The sequence below is a fragment of the Hymenobacter sp. IS2118 genome, from assembly GCF_000715495.1.
Lineage (GTDB): Bacteria > Bacteroidota > Bacteroidia > Cytophagales > Hymenobacteraceae > Hymenobacter.
Map to the genome: position 1 here is coordinate 1 of NZ_JNLX01000128.1, position 13,818 is coordinate 13,818.

A 13,818-nucleotide genomic window follows, 5' to 3' on the forward strand; every position below is an offset into this window, starting at 1 on the left:
TTTTTTGCCATCTACTATATTTTGGTTACGGGGATGCAGTGGAAGGCCTTGCCGCGGTGCTTGGGGGCAACCTCCACGGTCCATGACCGGTTCCAGCAGTGGGCCCAGGCTGGCGTTTTTAAGCGGCTTTGGACCAGCGGCTTGGTGCAGTTACAGGCCGAAGGCCGCCTGGATTGGGACTGGCAGTGTCTGGATGCCTGCCAGACCAAGGCCCCGCTTGGCGGCGAGGCCGTCGGCCCCAACCCGACGGACCGGGGCAAGGGCGGCGTCAAACGCCACGTGCTGACCGAGGCTCAGGGCTTGCCCGTCGGCGTGGCCGTGACCGGAGCCAACGTCCACGAAGTGACGCAAGTACAGGCCGTACTCGATTCGATGCCCGTGCTGCCCCCACCGGCCGAAGGCGATTTCGCCCCCGGTTTCTGCGCCGACAAGGGCTACGACGCCGAGGCCATTCGGCGCCTACTGGCCCAGTGGGGCTACCGGGTGCACATCCTGAGCCGGGGAGAGGAAGCCGACAAATGCCGCACCCCCGGCTACCGCGCCCGTCGCTGGGTCGTCGAGCGCACCCACGCCTGGTTCCACCGTTTCCGCCGCCTGCTCATCCGCTGGGAAAAGAAAGTCGCCAACTACGAAGCCCTCCTCCACCTGGCTTGCGCAAACACCGTCTGGCGACACTCCCTCCTATTTTTCGGATAGGCTCTTAGGCACCGGTCTCAACGCCTTGCTAACCTTGGAAAGCGCTTGGGAATCGGAGGCACTTATTTGCTACGATGGCTACGAAACCAATCCGCTGCCGCCTGCAGTAGTGGCCGCCCTTCGGTACCAATGGGCTGCCAACCCCTCTATCAGCAGCGCGTTTGCCCAATTGCACGCTGCCCCCTGGAATATCGCTACCGAGTTGGAAAACGTTTTTTTGCTGAGTAAGATACCAGAACCCATCCAAGCCGCTACGTTGCCGGCCAGCTACTACAACCTCATCTACTTCGATGCCTTTGCCCCCGAAAAACAGCCCGAATTGTGGACGGAGGCCATTTTTACCCAGCTCTACGCCGCCGCCGCGCCCGGTGCCGTGCTGGTGAGCTACTGCGCCCAGGGCCAGTTTCACCGCAACCTGCGCGCCGCCGGCTGGCACACCGAAAAACTCCCCGGCCCTCCCGGCAAGCGCGAAATGACGCGGGCGGTGAAAAGAGGGTAGGGGGGTGTGGGGGTAGGAGGGTAGGAGGAAATTTTGGTGTAGGAACGCGCCTTGGCGTGTTCAATCGTTGGGAAGACGGGAAACACTGGTTTGACTTCTGGCGCGCAAATCTTGGGGTTGGCTTGTTATTAATTGATAGTCAGTTCTCTGTATAAGTAATGTCATGCTGAGCTTGTCGAAGCATCTCTACCGCACCGTTGGACGGTTTCAACGGTGCGGTAGAGATGCTTCGACAAGCTCAGTATGACCTTTTTTACATTAAAGTTTTGATAATCAATCAAGAATAAATTTAGCGGCTAGCGGCGGCTAGCGGCGGCTAGCGGCGGCTAGCGGCGGCTAGCGGCGACTGGTAGCGCTGGAGGCGGGTTGCAAGGGCTGCACGGGGCCGGAGTCGCGCACCAGCAATAGGTACTGGGTGTAGGCTGCGGCCGGCACTTGTACTTGAAACTGCATCTGCTGCTCGGCGGGCATGCCGGGCGCGTAGCGCAGCCGGATGGACTGGCGCAGGCTGGCCGCCCCCGGCGCATCAAGCCGAAACAGGGTGGTGCTGCCGGGCGCGGTGCGCTGCTTCAGCTCGTCCAAGCCTTCCAGCACCACCAGCGGGCCGTCGTGGTTGAATTTGTCGGTGATGCTGTAGGGCTGGCCGGGCGTTTGCCAGGGCGCGGGCAGGCTGGCAGAGGTATACAGCATCTGGCAGCCGCTGAGCGCCACCAGCACCGATGCTACTTTGTCGTGTACCGGCAAGGGGCTTTGGCGGATGCGGGCCGCCAGCATGGAGAAATTGCCCTGCAACGGGCTTTGCAGCACGTGCGCCAAGCCCCACATGCCGTATAGTTTTTCGCGGTCGAGCTGCTTGTTGCGGTACTCGGTTTCGAAGTTTGTAAACAGCACGGCCTCACGGCTCTTGCGCTGCTGGCCATCGCTGATGTTGCGCAGCAGCAGGGCCAGGTCGGCAGAGGCCGCGGCCCCGAGCGCCTGCTGGTAGCGGACCGGCTGGCGCGTCAGTTCCAGCGTGGCGCGGGTGCTCAGGGCCGCCAGTTGGCCAGTTACGGCGCCTCGTAGCAGGGTCATCACCGAGTCGAGCTGACTGCGCAGGGGTGCGGGCAATGGCCGCCGGGGCAGCAGCGTGCGCAGGTAATTGGCAGCCAGCGGCAAGTCCTGCAAGCCGTCGATGCCCACGAAACGGATGCGCCGGGCGGGCGGAAGCGTCTGGTTCAGGGTCCGGATGCGTTGGATTTTTTGGTAGAACTCCTGATTGCCCCACTGTGCGTGTTCGGCCACCCAGCTCCGGAATACGCGGCGCAGGGTGCTGTCCTGGCCCGTACGCAGGTATTCGTTCAGGAAATAAGCTTTGGGAGCGTCTACTTCGGCCAGGTAGGTGCGCACGCCAGCGCGCTGGTTGAGGTGTTTGAGGAGGGCGAAATCCAATTCCTGGGGCCGTTGCACGCCGTGCGCCTCGCCCAGAAAAAACAGCTGGTTTTTATAGAATTCCGCGTCGAAGAGCTTGAAGGCTGGCGCGTCGCCCGCAATAGTTTCCTGGGGCACGCCGGCAAATACTGTTTCGGCTGTGGCCGGCGTTTGGGCCCGGCCGGTAAAGGGCAGCGCAAGCAGCAGGGCGGCGGCCAGCCGGCGAAGGGAGAGCAAGGATTTCATAAGCGTTAGGCTTAAGCGTGAAGAATGACCAAAACAAGCCCTCACGTCGCCCCGCACCCATCTCAATCAGCCCAGTCAACCTAAAAAAGCCCGAGTTCGGGCAAAAATTCGATGAGCTTCGGCCCCGGTTTTTGTAGTGGCGTCGGCCGGCCGGTCGTTTCCATCGCAGCCCTTTGGCCCACGGTAAAAAATGGGCCGCCCACCGCCCGCCCGCTTCGGCGCCAAACTTCGTCCTAAATTTCGGCCATGTCCCGCAAATTCCTCGACACCGAAAGCCCCGGCTGGGTTACCGATGGCCTCATCAGCGAGGCACAGCGGCTGCGGCTGCTGGCCCGCTACCCCCAGCAAGCGCCCGCCCTGGGGCTGCTGCCCGTGCTCGGCAGCGTGCTGGTGGGCCTGAGCGGGCTGAGCGTGGTGGCCGCCAACTGGCAGGGCCTGCCCGATGTGCTGCGGCTGGCCCTGCTGCTGGGCAGTCTGGTGGGTAGCTACGGCGCCGGCGCCTACTTTCTGCGGCGCGGCAACCCCGATTTGGGCCACGCCCTCATCGGTCTGGGGCTGATATTGTTCGGGGCCAGCATCATCCTCACCAGCCAGCTTTACCAGCTGGTGGGCTACGACGTGAGCGGCCTCTTGGCCTGGGTGGTGGCTGGCGTGGCCCTGAGCTACGTGTACGGCTCGCGCCTGCTGGTGCTGCTTACGGTGGTGATTGGGGCCGCGGTGCAAACGTACTGCGTGCAGGCGCTGGGCAGTTTCAGCTACGCCACGGCGGCCATGGTGGCCGGCGGCATGGGTTACTACTGGTGGCGCCGTCCCGATGCCGTGGGCAGCACCGTGCTGGCCGCGGGCCTGCTGTGGCAGGCGGGGCTGCTGGTTGTGGTGCTCCACGCCAAAATCACCTGGTTCTTCGTGCCCGCCATGCTCCTGTACGCGGCCGGCGACTGGCAGCCCAACCGGGCCGGCGGCCGGGCTTTGCAGGGCCCGCCGTTGGTGGCCGCCTACTTGTTCATGTTCGGGCTGGCCACTTTTGGCGAAACCGATGCCTACGCCAACGTGCTGCGGCCGCCGCTGCTGCCTTATCTGGGCGCGTTGGGGGCGGTGCTGGCGCTGTCGGTGGCTGGCAAGCGGGCGCGGGGGCGGTTCGATACCCTGCCCGACTGGCTGCTGCTGTTGCCGGGGTTTTACCTGCCCGGCGGGCTGCCGCTGGCCGTGGCCACGCTGGTGGTGCTGTATGCCCATGCGGGCTCGGTGCTGGCCCGCGCCCACCGGCAGGAAGACCCCAACCAGCTCACCATCGGCGCCATTCTCTTTGTCACCGCTACCATGGTGGCCTACTTCAAGCTGACCTGGGCTTTTCTGGATAAGTCGCTGTTTTTCCTGCTGGGCGGCGTGCTGCTGCTGGGCCTGAGTTGGTACCTGCGCCGCCGCAACGTCCAGGTGCTGGCCGCCGCGCCGCCAATAGCGGTGCCCGCAACCGGGCCTCCTGCCCCGACTGAACCCTCTTCTACTCCCAAAACCCGGCTGCCCAATGACTGACCTGCTCACCTGGTTTGCCGACCCCGCCCGCCGCCGGCCCCTGCTGCGCCTGCTGGTGGCCGCGCAGGTCCTCTACGTGCTGGGCGTGGCCGGGGCGGGCTACGCCACGGCTGCTTTAGGCCAGCACATCATTCTGACGACAAGCCCTGTGGACCCGCGCGACTTGCTCTACGGCGACTTCGTGCGCCTGCGCTACAACATTGGCGAGGCGCCCCTGAGTCAGTGGAAAGATGCCGCGCCGCCGCGCCGCCGCCAGGGCGTGTTTGTACTGCTGGCTCCCGGCCCCGACAGCGTGAGCACCACCGTGGGCATTTACCCCAGCGCCCCAGCGGCCGGCCCCAACCAGGCCGTGCTGCGCGGCTGGGTCACCAACGTGTACCGCAATTCTTTCGCCCTGCGCTTCAACCTGGAACGCTACTACGTGCCCGAAGGCAGCGGCCTGCGCCTGGAAAAAGCCGGCCGCCTGCACCCGCTACGAGTGCGGGTGAGCATTGCCCCGTGGGGCCAGGCCCGCATTGCCAGGGTAGATGACCCAGTAAAAACCCCCAAACCCAGGCGCTGAGCCGGATTTGGGGGTTGTGGACAACGCCCGGCAGTGGGTCGGGCTATTGAATCTTGTAGGTGACGGGCACCGTGAAGGACACGCTCACCTCGCGGCCGTTCTGCTTGCCGGGAATGAACCGGGGCAGGGCTTTAATGGCGCGCATGGTTTCCTCATCGAGGCCATAACCCAGCCCTTTCACCATGGCCACGTCAACTACTTCGCCTTTCTGATTTACCACAAAGCTCACGAATACCTTGCCTTCCACACCGTTGCGCAGTGCCAGCGAAGGGTACTTCACGGCCCGCTGAATGGCCATCACAATGGCGGCCGTGCCGCCGCCGCCGGGCAGTTCGGGCATCTGCTCCACCGATACGTAGGTTCTCTCTTTCACCGTTCCGCCCGCCGGGCCGGCGCCGGTAAGGGGTCCCAGGTCGGGAGGAGTAGCATCGGGCGAGGCGCTGGAATCGCCCTTGCTGGTCATCAGGCCCGAAGCATTGGTCAGCAGCTTGTCGCGGTCGGGTACCTCACTTTCAGCGGGTGCATCCTTCTCCTTCACCACCACCGGCACGATGTCCTTCACCGTGGAGGGCCGCGGCGGCTGCACCGGTGGCTTGGCGGCAGCCGGCTCGGGCGGAGTTACCACATCAGGCATGAGAGGTGGAGGCATGAGCTCGTGGCCGCCGAAGATTGTGGTCGTCACCGCTGGCGTTTTGTCCTTCAGCAGCTGCGCCACCAGCGGAAAGGCCAGCAGCAGCGCCAAAACGGCCGTGGCAATTACCAGCGCCCGCGACACGTGGCGCTGGTAGGCGGCGCGGAGCTGGTAGGCCCCGTAGTGGCGGTTGCGACCATCGAATACGATGTCGTCGAGGCTAGCCGTGGCCAGCTGGGAATTGGTCATCATAAGGCAGCGGTTTTAGCGGTGGTGAGGAGGTTGATGTCGTCCTGGGTAATCTTGACGAGGGCGTATTTTTTCTGGTTGGTGATGCTCATCTCATCGAGAATGTCCACCATGTCCTGGTACCGGGAATCGGCGCCGGGCTTGATGAGGACCACCAGGTCGGGCTGTTGCCGCCGTCGGTCCAGCAGCGCCTGCCGGATGCCGTTGGCGGCGAAGCTGGTGGTTTGCAGCACGGCCGGGGCCACGGTTTTATCCTGCGGCGCGTTCAGGCCAAAGAAGTAATGCACCTGGTGGTTTTTGCCCAGCACGATGGTTATCGCCTTCGACAGGGCCACTTCGCTGGTGTCGTTGCTCTTCACCGGCATGGTCAGCTCCAGGGTGTAGGGCTTGGCAAAGGTGGTGGTGAGCATGAAGAAGGTGAGCAGCAGAAACGCCAGGTCCACCATCGGGGTCATGTCGATTCGGGTCGACATCTTCTTTGCTCGTCGCTTGCCGCTCCTCGGTGAGCCGGCCGCCTGCTGCTGGATTTCTGCCATGGGTTCTGTCCGCTTTATGTGAAAGATACCCGGCTAACGCAGTGCGTTATTTCCTTATTGTGAGGTATTTGTCATGAAAAAATAAATTTTCATCAGCATACGAATATGCCATTGTGCCGCGTTTCCTGTGGTTGGCCTAGAACCGCCACACGCCGCCCGGCATCAGGCAGGCGTGCAGGGGCACGTCGGTGGGCAGCACGTCGCTGATGCGGGCCACCGGCGCTTCACCGAGCAGGCTCAGGCCGATAAACTGCGTGTCGGGGCCACATTGGGCCAAAAACCGGTCGTAGAACCCACCGCCATAGCCCACGCGCTGGCCGGCCTGGTCCACAGCCAGCAGGGGCAGCAGCACGGCATCGAGTTGGGCGGGCCGCACTTCGGTTGCGGCCGTGGGCACGGGCTCGGAAATGCCCCAGCGGTTTTCGGCCAGGGGCGTGTCGGGGGTCAGCGCGTAGTGTTTCAGCGAAATACCGTCGGGCTGCACCACGGGCACGGCCAAGCGCACCGGCAGCCTCTCGGCCCAGATGCGGCGGATGATGCCCCACGTATCCGGTTCGTGCTGCTTGTGCAGCGGCAGAAATACATGCAGCCAGCGCCAGCGCGCCACCGGGAAATGCTGGAAGAGTTGCTCACAAAGCTGCGCGCTGCGTTGCGCCACCTCGGCGGCCGGCAGGGCGGCGCGGCGGGCCAGGGCGGCGTGGCGCAGGGTGGCTTTGGTCAGGTCTGGGCTCATGGGCAGGGGCGGCCGGCCCCGACGCGGTTAGTCCTGGGCCGTCACAAAGAAACTGATGCCTGGCTGCATGCCCAGCAGCATGACGCCAATGGAAACCCGTTCCCAAGTGGCTTGGCTGGTTTTGCGCACGTACATGTCGTTTTTCATGTAGCCCAGGCTCAACGAAAAGACCAAGCTACCCGGTTTAGCGGTTGCTTCGGCAGGGGTGCGGTAGACGCGGGTTGTTATTTGCGTTGGTCCGGCGGCCAGCGCTACGGCGGGCTCATGGCTGCTTTTTATCCATTCCACGGCCAGAAAAAAGTCTTCGTCCACCACCAGCTGCTCTTTGGTCAAGTCCACCGAAAGGGTGCCCTTCATTATTTCCGACGTGATAATGAGGTCGTGGCTCAGCAGCTTGGTTTCGGTCGGCAAGCCCTTGGCGTCGAGGCGGTAGAGGTTCACACGCAGGGTCAGCGGCCCTATTGTGTTGGAGGCCACGTTAAAATTGGCCGTCCGTAAGCGCGTGGGCTTGTGCTTGAGGCTGATGACGGTGCCCATTTCCGCGCCCAAGTCTTCGGTTTGAAGTTTGAGAATAACACTTTCGCTATTGCCTGTTGTACCCAGCGTGACGTTGCGCCGAAACAGGCTTTTGCCCTGCACCTGCACTTCCTGCAGGCCCACGCTTACCGGAGCCAGGGCTAGGTTGGGCTGGGCCAATAGCGCCCGTAGCGTGAGCCGCCGCGTTTGGTAGCCCACGCTCGATACCCGCACGGTGTCGTCGGCCAGCGCCTCCCGGAAAAGCAATTGATAAGTGCCTTGTTCTGAGCTCACCGTGCCCAGGTCTCTGCCCACTACTCCGATGTTTACGAAAGGCAGCGGCGCGTGCGAATCTGCGTTGGTGATGGTGCCGCTGATGGGCTGAGCCATGGCGGCCATGGCTTTAAGCAGCACAATAAGAAAGACGAGAAGAGTGAGGCGTTTCATGCAGAAAAGAGGAATAGAGCAAGCAATAAGCTTATCTGCAGATGCCGCCGCTTGCGCAACGGTTGCTTGTCCTGTCAGTTCTTGCTGAATCGGTGTCTTCGCCGCGCGCCCTACTGCTCCTCCAACACCGTAAACTCCAGTGCCAGCGGCTCAAATGCGGTCAATAAATCCTGAATAAAATCAGGGTTGTTAATCATAATGCTGAGCACGTTCTCGCTGCGCTCCTGCAAGCCGCCGCCGGGGAAAAGCTTGTCCTTGAGGACTGCGAGTTGCGTGTAGGCAGTTTCGTGCTTGGTTTCGGCGGCTTTGCTCAGGCGCTTTTCGAGGCCGGCGAGGCTGGCGGCGGCTTTCTGGGCTTCGGCGGCTACCATTTTCACCAGCGTGGGGTCGAGGCGCTGGGCCACGTCCTGCACCTGCTGGAAAGCGGCGGCCAGCGCTTCCTGCTGCTCCTTCAGGCTAACCTCTTCCTGGCCTAGGGCCGCGCCCACCTGCTTTTTCAGGTCTGCCAGGGGCCGGAAAATCTCGGCCGTGGTCAAACCCAGCTTCTTGAGTTTGCCGGCATTGGCCCGGCTGATGTACTGGGCCGAGTTGCGGGGCAGCACGATGGGCATGGGCACACCAAAAGCCGCAAACACGTCCTTCAACTGAAACCAGTACGCCACCTCGGCGGCCCCGCCGATGTAGGCCAAGTTGGGCAGCAGCAGCTCCTGGTACACCGGTCGCAGCACCACGTTGGGGCTGAACTGTTCGGGGTGCTGCCGGGCCAGGTCCAGCAGCTCGGCCTGACTGTGGCACTTAGCCGTGTTGCGCACCGTCACCTCCACGCAGTCGGCGCCGGTAGTGTCGGGCTCCAGCCGCTCGCGCTTGCCGTCGTCGGTGATGAAAAATAGGTTGAGGGGCCGCGAATACACCTGCGGCTTGTAGCCCGCGGCCGTCAGGCGGGCGTTGGTGGCCTGCACGGCGGCGTTGGAAACCTGCGCCGTGATTTCCTGCTCCAGTAGCGGCACCAGCGCTTGTTTCAGGGCGGGCCGGTCGGCGTCCAGCGTCACCAAGCCAAACTCCCCAAACAGCGCGTCGGTGAGTTTGCGGGTGGCTTCGGCCAGGGTCTGGGAAGTCGAATATGCTTCGTGGAAAGCCGCGGGCACCTCCGGCGGCAGCTGGCTCAGCAGCTGCTCGGCAAAGCCGTCGAGCGGCAGCCGGCCCACCGGCCCGCCGGTGCCGGCCGCGTCCCAGGAATAGGTTTTGCCGAAGAGCGAGAAGTGGTTGATTTCGGCAAAGTCGTGGTCCTCCGTCGCCATCCAGTACACCGGCACGAAATCGTACTGCGGGTACGTTTCCTTCAGCTGGCGGCTGAGCTTGATGGCCGTGGCAATCTTATAAATGAAGTACAGCGGCCCCGTGAGCAAATTCAGCTGGTGCCCGGTGGTCACGGTGAACGTGGTTTCCTGGGCCAGCAGCGCCAGATTCGCTTCGATGGCGGGGGCGGGGGCCGGGCCATATTGGTCGTGCAGGGCCGCTACCAGCCGCTGCCGCGCCGCGGGCGAGTAGCCGGCTTGTTTCTCCGCGATTTGGGCGGCGAAGTTCGCCAGCGCGGGCCAGCGATGATAGAAAGGCGCCAATGCCGGCTGCTGAGCCAGGTAATCGGTCAATAAGCCGGAAAAGGCGCCGGTTTCGGCGTAAGAAAGGGTACTACAGGTGGTGGGCATAAGGCAAAGGGAGCGGGCCGGCAAAGGCGGGGTGCACCGCAAAAGTCCGCACAAAACCCGTCGCGCTCCCAAATGTTGGCCGGCAGACCCGCGCGCCAGCTCAAAACCGCGCTGCTGGGCAGCCACGCGGCGCGGCATGCGACAATGAATAAAACGGCCCCTGACCGGCGCCAGCAGCGCCTAGCCAATCAGCCAACACCGAGGCAAGCCCGCAACGTGGCGGCCGCGTTCACTTGGTTGACTCCTGGTCAGTGGAGGTGTTACCTCACAACCCTTGCGCCCGCCGAGAGCCGCCGTCGTGGCCGAGAGCGGGGACCAAACGCTTACTTTATGGCGCGCCGCGCCAGGCGACGGGCCCGCAATTGTTTGAGGCCATAAGCGACACCGCTGGCCAGCAGCAGCGACGCACCCCCATCGATGGGGACTGTGGTGGGGGGAGGATTACCCGGCCTGGGGCCTCCTGAGTCGGGCTGAGCCAGCGCCGAGAGGCTGGTGAGCGCACACAAGGCCAGCGAGCGGGCGGCGAACGAGAAAATAGTTTTCATGAGCAGGAATGCGTTAAAAACATTAGCGGGCCGGCCCGAAGCCGGCCCGAATAATTTATTGAATGACAACGCGCTTGGCCAGCGTGGCCGTGCCTACCTGCAAGCGCAGGGTGTAGACGCCGGCCGCCAGACCAGTAGCCTCCACGGCCAAACGGGCTCCGGAGACTGCCATGGCCGCATCCTGGCGGCGCACCACCTGGCCCAGGCTATTGAGCAAATCGGCGTGCAGCCGCGTGGCCCCGGCCACGGCCGGTACCAGTACCGTGAAGGCATCATGCGCCGGGTTGGGGTAGAGCGTCACTTCGGCGGCGGTGAGGGCCCGTGCGGAGGCGAGGGCCGTGCGGGCGGCAAAGCGCAGCGTAAAGCGTCCCGTCAGCAAGGCCGTTGCCTGTGCATTGGTTACGCTGAAGGTGTAGGCCGGCTGCAGGCGCAGGTTCACCGTTTGGCCGGTGGCGGCGTCGGTGAGCAGGGCATCGAGCGTGGCGGGCAGGTTGTTGAGGGCGTTGGCAGCCAGCGAGTAGGTGCCGGCGGCGGGTACGCCCACAGTCAGCGACAGCACAGTGGCCGCGGTGAAGGCTGGGCGGCCGTCGATGGCCAGCGCTTCGCCGGTAGTGGCCAGGCTGGCCAGGTTCAGGCCTGATGGGTTAGAAAGCTTTTGGGCATCGTACTGGGCATCGAAGCCGGTGGTGGCATTGGTTTCGGCGTAGGCGTAGAGCACGTCGGCCGTGCCGTTGCTGGTCCGCAGGGCCAGCTCCACCAAAGGGCGGGTATTCGCAGTCGTGCGCTGGAAAGAGGTGTTGTTGAGCGTGGTCAGGCGCTGGCTGTTCCGAAAGGTGAGCGAGCCGGTGGTCTGGCCAGTGCTCACGCGGGTAAAGAAGCCCTGGGCCACGGGCAGCACAGGATTGCCCACGCCGTTGACATAAACCCGGTAGGCTCCTTCATAAGTCCCGGAGCTGGCATACACGTAGATAGCGGCATCCAGCCCGGTGCGGTCGCTGGGGGCCACCAGGCTGTAGTCGAGCGGCGCAGGGTAGGGGTTGCCCACCAGCTGCCACCCGGCCCCAGCGGCATTGGGCGAGCCGGCGGCATTGCGGCTCAGGCTCAAGGTTTGGTCGCCGGTGGTGAGCGAGCCCACGAAATCGACCAGGGCGGAACCGCTGATATTAACGGTGTAGCCCCGGCCAACGGCCAACGGCGTGGCCAGGCTGGCGGGCACGAAAAAGCCTTTATCGAACACCGGCGTATTGTTGGTCGTGGTAGCCAGGCGGCTTTGGTCGTAGCCAAACACGGTGGGAAACGGCGTGGTCGCGGTAGGAGTAGGCGAGGTATTGTAAATGCTGCCCTGGCTGATTTCGGGCGTAAAGCCCATCGTAGTCAGGTCGGCCACGGTGCTGCCCGTCACCGGGGCGCTGTAGTGGCGGTAGCCCAGCCCGGCATTGCTGCCGGCGATGTAGCGCTGCACGGTGGCCGCCCCGTTCACCGAGCCCGTGCCGGTGCTGGTGACCAGCGCCGTAGCGGTGGCATCCGAAAGCAGCGTCAGCGTCTGGCCGTTGGTGGTCAGGTTGCCGGTGGCCGGGTTCAGCACGCCGTGGACGCTGATGGCGCTGCTCTGGAGCGCGCCGGCGGCGTTTGCCACCGTCAGGCCCCAGAACTGGGTGCTGCCGCTGCCGCCGATGAGCTGCGTGGTGGTGCCGCTCAGGGTGGTGGTGCCGCCTGTGGCGCTGATGGTGCCGCTGTTGCTCAGGCCGGCTTTCACGTCCAGGGTGCCGCCGTTCATGGTCAGGCTGGCGCCGGTGCCGATGGTCAGGCCATTGGCGTCGGCGCTGCCGCTGGCAATCACCGGGTAGGGCGAACGGCCCGTACCCACGATGGCATTGACCGTGCTCGTGGGCACGCCTTCATCCCAGTTCGAGGGATTAAACCAGTCGGTATCGACGCCGCCCAGGGCAGTGCCCAGCCACGAAGTAGCGGTGATAACCGGCACCTCGGGCGCCTCGGGCAGGCTGGCGACGTTGGTATCGATGGTGATGGCGCCGCCGCGCGACAGGCCGCGGCCAATCAGCTTGGCGCCCTGAATCATGTTAATGGCCCCGTCGACTAGCAGCGTGCCCACCATTGTAGAATTTTGGCCCAGTGTGACCAGTCCGCCAATCTGCCAGTACACATTGTTGGCGTCGGCACCGTCTTGCAGCAGCACCACCGAGTTGGCGCCCGTCGTGAGGGCACCGGATACGGACAGGTAGAATTTGGCGTCTGGGTCACCGCCCGCGTCCAGAATCAGGGTGCCGGCCAGGGTGGTGGCTCCGCCCACGCAATAGGAGCCGGGCTGCAGCGCCACGGCCGGGGTGCCGCCGTACCCGGCCAGCGGCGTCACGCACGGGATATTGGTGGAGTAGTAGCCGTAGGCCGTTTGCACGGCGGTAGCAGCTTGCGTCGCATAAGTGTCGGCCACATGGATGTTGCCGTTTATCACGCCTGGAGGAAATCCGTTGAAGGCGCCTGCGTTCGTACCAATGTCGCCGTTGATGATGGTGGGGCCGGAGTTATTTACGGCCCCAACGGCCGTGAAGAGCGCAAAGCTGGCCGCTACGCCCAGGGGAGGTGGGGCTTGCGCCGAACTGGCCTGCGGAAAGGCCATGATAGCCGCTGAGGCTAGCATAAATAGGAAATGTTGTTTCATAAAGAGTGAGCGTTGCGGGTGAATTAGTTCACATTGCAAATCTCACCCGCCGTACTTCCGGAATATTTACACTATTACAAAATACCGTTACAACATTCACACTTTCAGCCATTATTCCGTGCTGGCGATGGAGTCCCCTAAAAGCGGAAGGTGTCAGCCCCGTTACCTTCTTGAACTGGTTCGACAGGTGGGCAACGCTGCTATACCGGAGCTGGTAGGATATCTGGGTAAGCGTGAGCTCGCTTGACAAAAGCAACTCTTTCACCCGGTCAATCTTGAACTCGATAATGTACTGCTCAATGGTGCTGCCCGTTTCGCCCGAAAACAGGTTGGCGAGGTAGGTGTAGTCGTGGCTCAGCCGGCGGCTGAGGTAAGCGGAATTTTTCGTCCGGACATCGTCCCCCGTGGCGAGCACCAACTCGGCGATGGCCTGTTTGATGTTGTCAATCAAATGCGCCTTGTGGTGCGCTCGTTGGTGGTGCCCGGCCGTCAGGCGGTTGTGTGGAACTTTGCTTGCTAAGTGCGGCGCGGTGTTCGCGTCACTTCTGTTTCTGGCTCCTGCTGCTTCGGACCGAAACGGGTGGGTAGGGCCTTTTGCTGAACTTGTCATGAGACGGCAATTGCTTGCCAGTGTTATAGCACATAAACTCAACCATTGCACATCTGCTCCTAATCAATTCAGGAAAGAATTGATTATTCTGTTCGATTAGAATAATTTTAATTAATCCTAATATAGTTACTGCACAATCTGAATCTTAATGGCTAAACGGCACCTATACTCAAGAGTTTGGGCGTTCCCATTATGGGACTTTCCGCACCGGGCTCTGATAGC

12 protein-coding genes and 1 pseudogene are annotated in these 13,818 nt (G+C 63.1%); 4 read left to right on the forward strand and 9 right to left on the reverse strand.

Annotated features, from left to right (window positions below):
• Window positions 1-696 (forward strand): IS5 family transposase (locus tag GM79_RS11055; protein WP_035561153.1); only part of this gene is annotated, 696 nt, incomplete at its 5' end.
• A 16-nt stretch (window positions 697-712) separates the two neighbouring features.
• A pseudogene (locus GM79_RS11060) lies at window positions 713-1,195 on the forward strand (MnmC family methyltransferase); the annotation flags it as partial.
• A 336-nt stretch (window positions 1,196-1,531) separates the two neighbouring features.
• Here GM79_RS11060 and GM79_RS11065 read toward each other — a convergent pair.
• On the reverse strand, window positions 1,532-2,848 hold the full coding sequence (locus GM79_RS11065; protein WP_035563689.1) for an erythromycin esterase family protein: 1,317 nt from the start codon (window positions 2,846-2,848) through the stop codon (window positions 1,532-1,534).
• 246 nt (window positions 2,849-3,094) lie between these two features.
• On the opposite strand from GM79_RS11065, the gene GM79_RS11070 reads away from it, so the two are divergent.
• Entirely contained in the window at window positions 3,095-4,381 is a 1,287-nt protein-coding gene (locus GM79_RS11070; RefSeq protein WP_051718784.1) for a DUF2157 domain-containing protein, read from the forward strand.
• The gene (locus GM79_RS11075; RefSeq protein WP_051718785.1) at window positions 4,374-4,943 is read left to right on the forward strand and encodes a GDYXXLXY domain-containing protein; all 570 of its coding nucleotides are present in this window, start codon (window positions 4,374-4,376) and stop codon (window positions 4,941-4,943) included. Before GM79_RS11070 ends, GM79_RS11075 begins: the two co-directional genes overlap by 8 nt.
• 43 nt (window positions 4,944-4,986) lie before the next feature.
• On the opposite strand, the gene GM79_RS11080 is transcribed toward GM79_RS11075, so the two are convergent.
• The 8 genes from GM79_RS11080 to GM79_RS23005 all read right to left on the reverse strand — a co-directional run bounded on the left by GM79_RS11080 (window position 4,987) and on the right by GM79_RS23005 (window position 13,596).
• Window positions 4,987-5,826: an energy transducer TonB gene (locus tag GM79_RS11080; protein ID WP_081867694.1), complete on the reverse strand. Its 840-nt coding sequence runs from the start codon at window positions 5,824-5,826 to the stop codon at window positions 4,987-4,989.
• The gene (locus GM79_RS11085) at window positions 5,823-6,296 is read right to left on the reverse strand and encodes an ExbD/TolR family protein (RefSeq protein ID WP_235184043.1); all 474 of its coding nucleotides are present in this window, start codon (window positions 6,294-6,296) and stop codon (window positions 5,823-5,825) included. Before GM79_RS11085 ends, GM79_RS11080 begins: the two co-directional genes overlap by 4 nt.
• Before the next feature lie 199 nt (window positions 6,297-6,495).
• Window positions 6,496-7,092 carry a 5-formyltetrahydrofolate cyclo-ligase gene (locus GM79_RS11090; protein ID WP_051718786.1) on the reverse strand — a complete coding sequence of 199 codons (597 nt, stop codon included), beginning with the start codon at window positions 7,090-7,092 and terminating at the stop codon, window positions 6,496-6,498.
• Between the two features lie 27 nt (window positions 7,093-7,119).
• The gene (locus GM79_RS11095) at window positions 7,120-8,055 is read right to left on the reverse strand and encodes a carboxypeptidase-like regulatory domain-containing protein (RefSeq protein ID WP_035563698.1); all 936 of its coding nucleotides are present in this window, start codon (window positions 8,053-8,055) and stop codon (window positions 7,120-7,122) included.
• Between the two features lie 110 nt (window positions 8,056-8,165).
• On the reverse strand, window positions 8,166-9,761 hold the full coding sequence (gene bshC, locus GM79_RS11100) for a bacillithiol biosynthesis cysteine-adding enzyme BshC (protein ID WP_035563701.1): 1,596 nt from the start codon (window positions 9,759-9,761) through the stop codon (window positions 8,166-8,168).
• Between the two features lie 323 nt (window positions 9,762-10,084).
• The gene (locus tag GM79_RS11105; RefSeq protein ID WP_035563703.1) at window positions 10,085-10,306 is read right to left on the reverse strand and encodes a PID-CTERM protein-sorting domain-containing protein; all 222 of its coding nucleotides are present in this window, start codon (window positions 10,304-10,306) and stop codon (window positions 10,085-10,087) included.
• A gap of 55 nt (window positions 10,307-10,361) precedes the next feature.
• Window positions 10,362-12,986 carry an ice-binding family protein gene (locus tag GM79_RS23000; protein ID WP_081867695.1) on the reverse strand — a complete coding sequence of 875 codons (2,625 nt, stop codon included), beginning with the start codon at window positions 12,984-12,986 and terminating at the stop codon, window positions 10,362-10,364.
• A 28-nt stretch (window positions 12,987-13,014) separates the two neighbouring features.
• Window positions 13,015-13,596, reverse strand: coding sequence for a helix-turn-helix domain-containing protein (locus tag GM79_RS23005; RefSeq protein WP_051718788.1), 582 nt, complete (start codon window positions 13,594-13,596; stop codon window positions 13,015-13,017).
• Window positions 13,597-13,818 lie beyond the last annotated feature (222 nt).

Excerpts from the sequence above, each read along its gene's own strand:
- GM79_RS11065 (WP_035563689.1), bottom strand. The coding sequence starts at position 2,848 with ATGAAATCCTTGCTCTCCCTTCGCCGGCTGGCCGCCGCCCTGCTGCTT.
- GM79_RS11070 (WP_051718784.1), top strand. The coding sequence starts at position 3,095 with ATGTCCCGCAAATTCCTCGACACCGAAAGCCCCGGCTGGGTTACCGAT.
- GM79_RS11075 (WP_051718785.1), top strand. The coding sequence starts at position 4,374 with ATGACTGACCTGCTCACCTGGTTTGCCGACCCCGCCCGCCGCCGGCCC.
- GM79_RS11080 (WP_081867694.1), bottom strand. The coding sequence starts at position 5,826 with ATGATGACCAATTCCCAGCTGGCCACGGCTAGCCTCGACGACATCGTA.
- GM79_RS11085 (WP_235184043.1), bottom strand. The coding sequence starts at position 6,296 with ATGTCGACCCGAATCGACATGACCCCGATGGTGGACCTGGCGTTTCTG.
- GM79_RS11090 (WP_051718786.1), bottom strand. The coding sequence starts at position 7,092 with ATGAGCCCAGACCTGACCAAAGCCACCCTGCGCCACGCCGCCCTGGCC.
- GM79_RS11095 (WP_035563698.1), bottom strand. The coding sequence starts at position 8,055 with ATGAAACGCCTCACTCTTCTCGTCTTTCTTATTGTGCTGCTTAAAGCC.
- bshC (WP_035563701.1), bottom strand. The coding sequence starts at position 9,761 with ATGCCCACCACCTGTAGTACCCTTTCTTACGCCGAAACCGGCGCCTTT.
- GM79_RS11105 (WP_035563703.1), bottom strand. The coding sequence starts at position 10,306 with ATGAAAACTATTTTCTCGTTCGCCGCCCGCTCGCTGGCCTTGTGTGCG.
- GM79_RS23000 (WP_081867695.1), bottom strand. The coding sequence starts at position 12,986 with ATGAAACAACATTTCCTATTTATGCTAGCCTCAGCGGCTATCATGGCC.
- GM79_RS23005 (WP_051718788.1), bottom strand. The coding sequence starts at position 13,596 with ATGACAAGTTCAGCAAAAGGCCCTACCCACCCGTTTCGGTCCGAAGCA.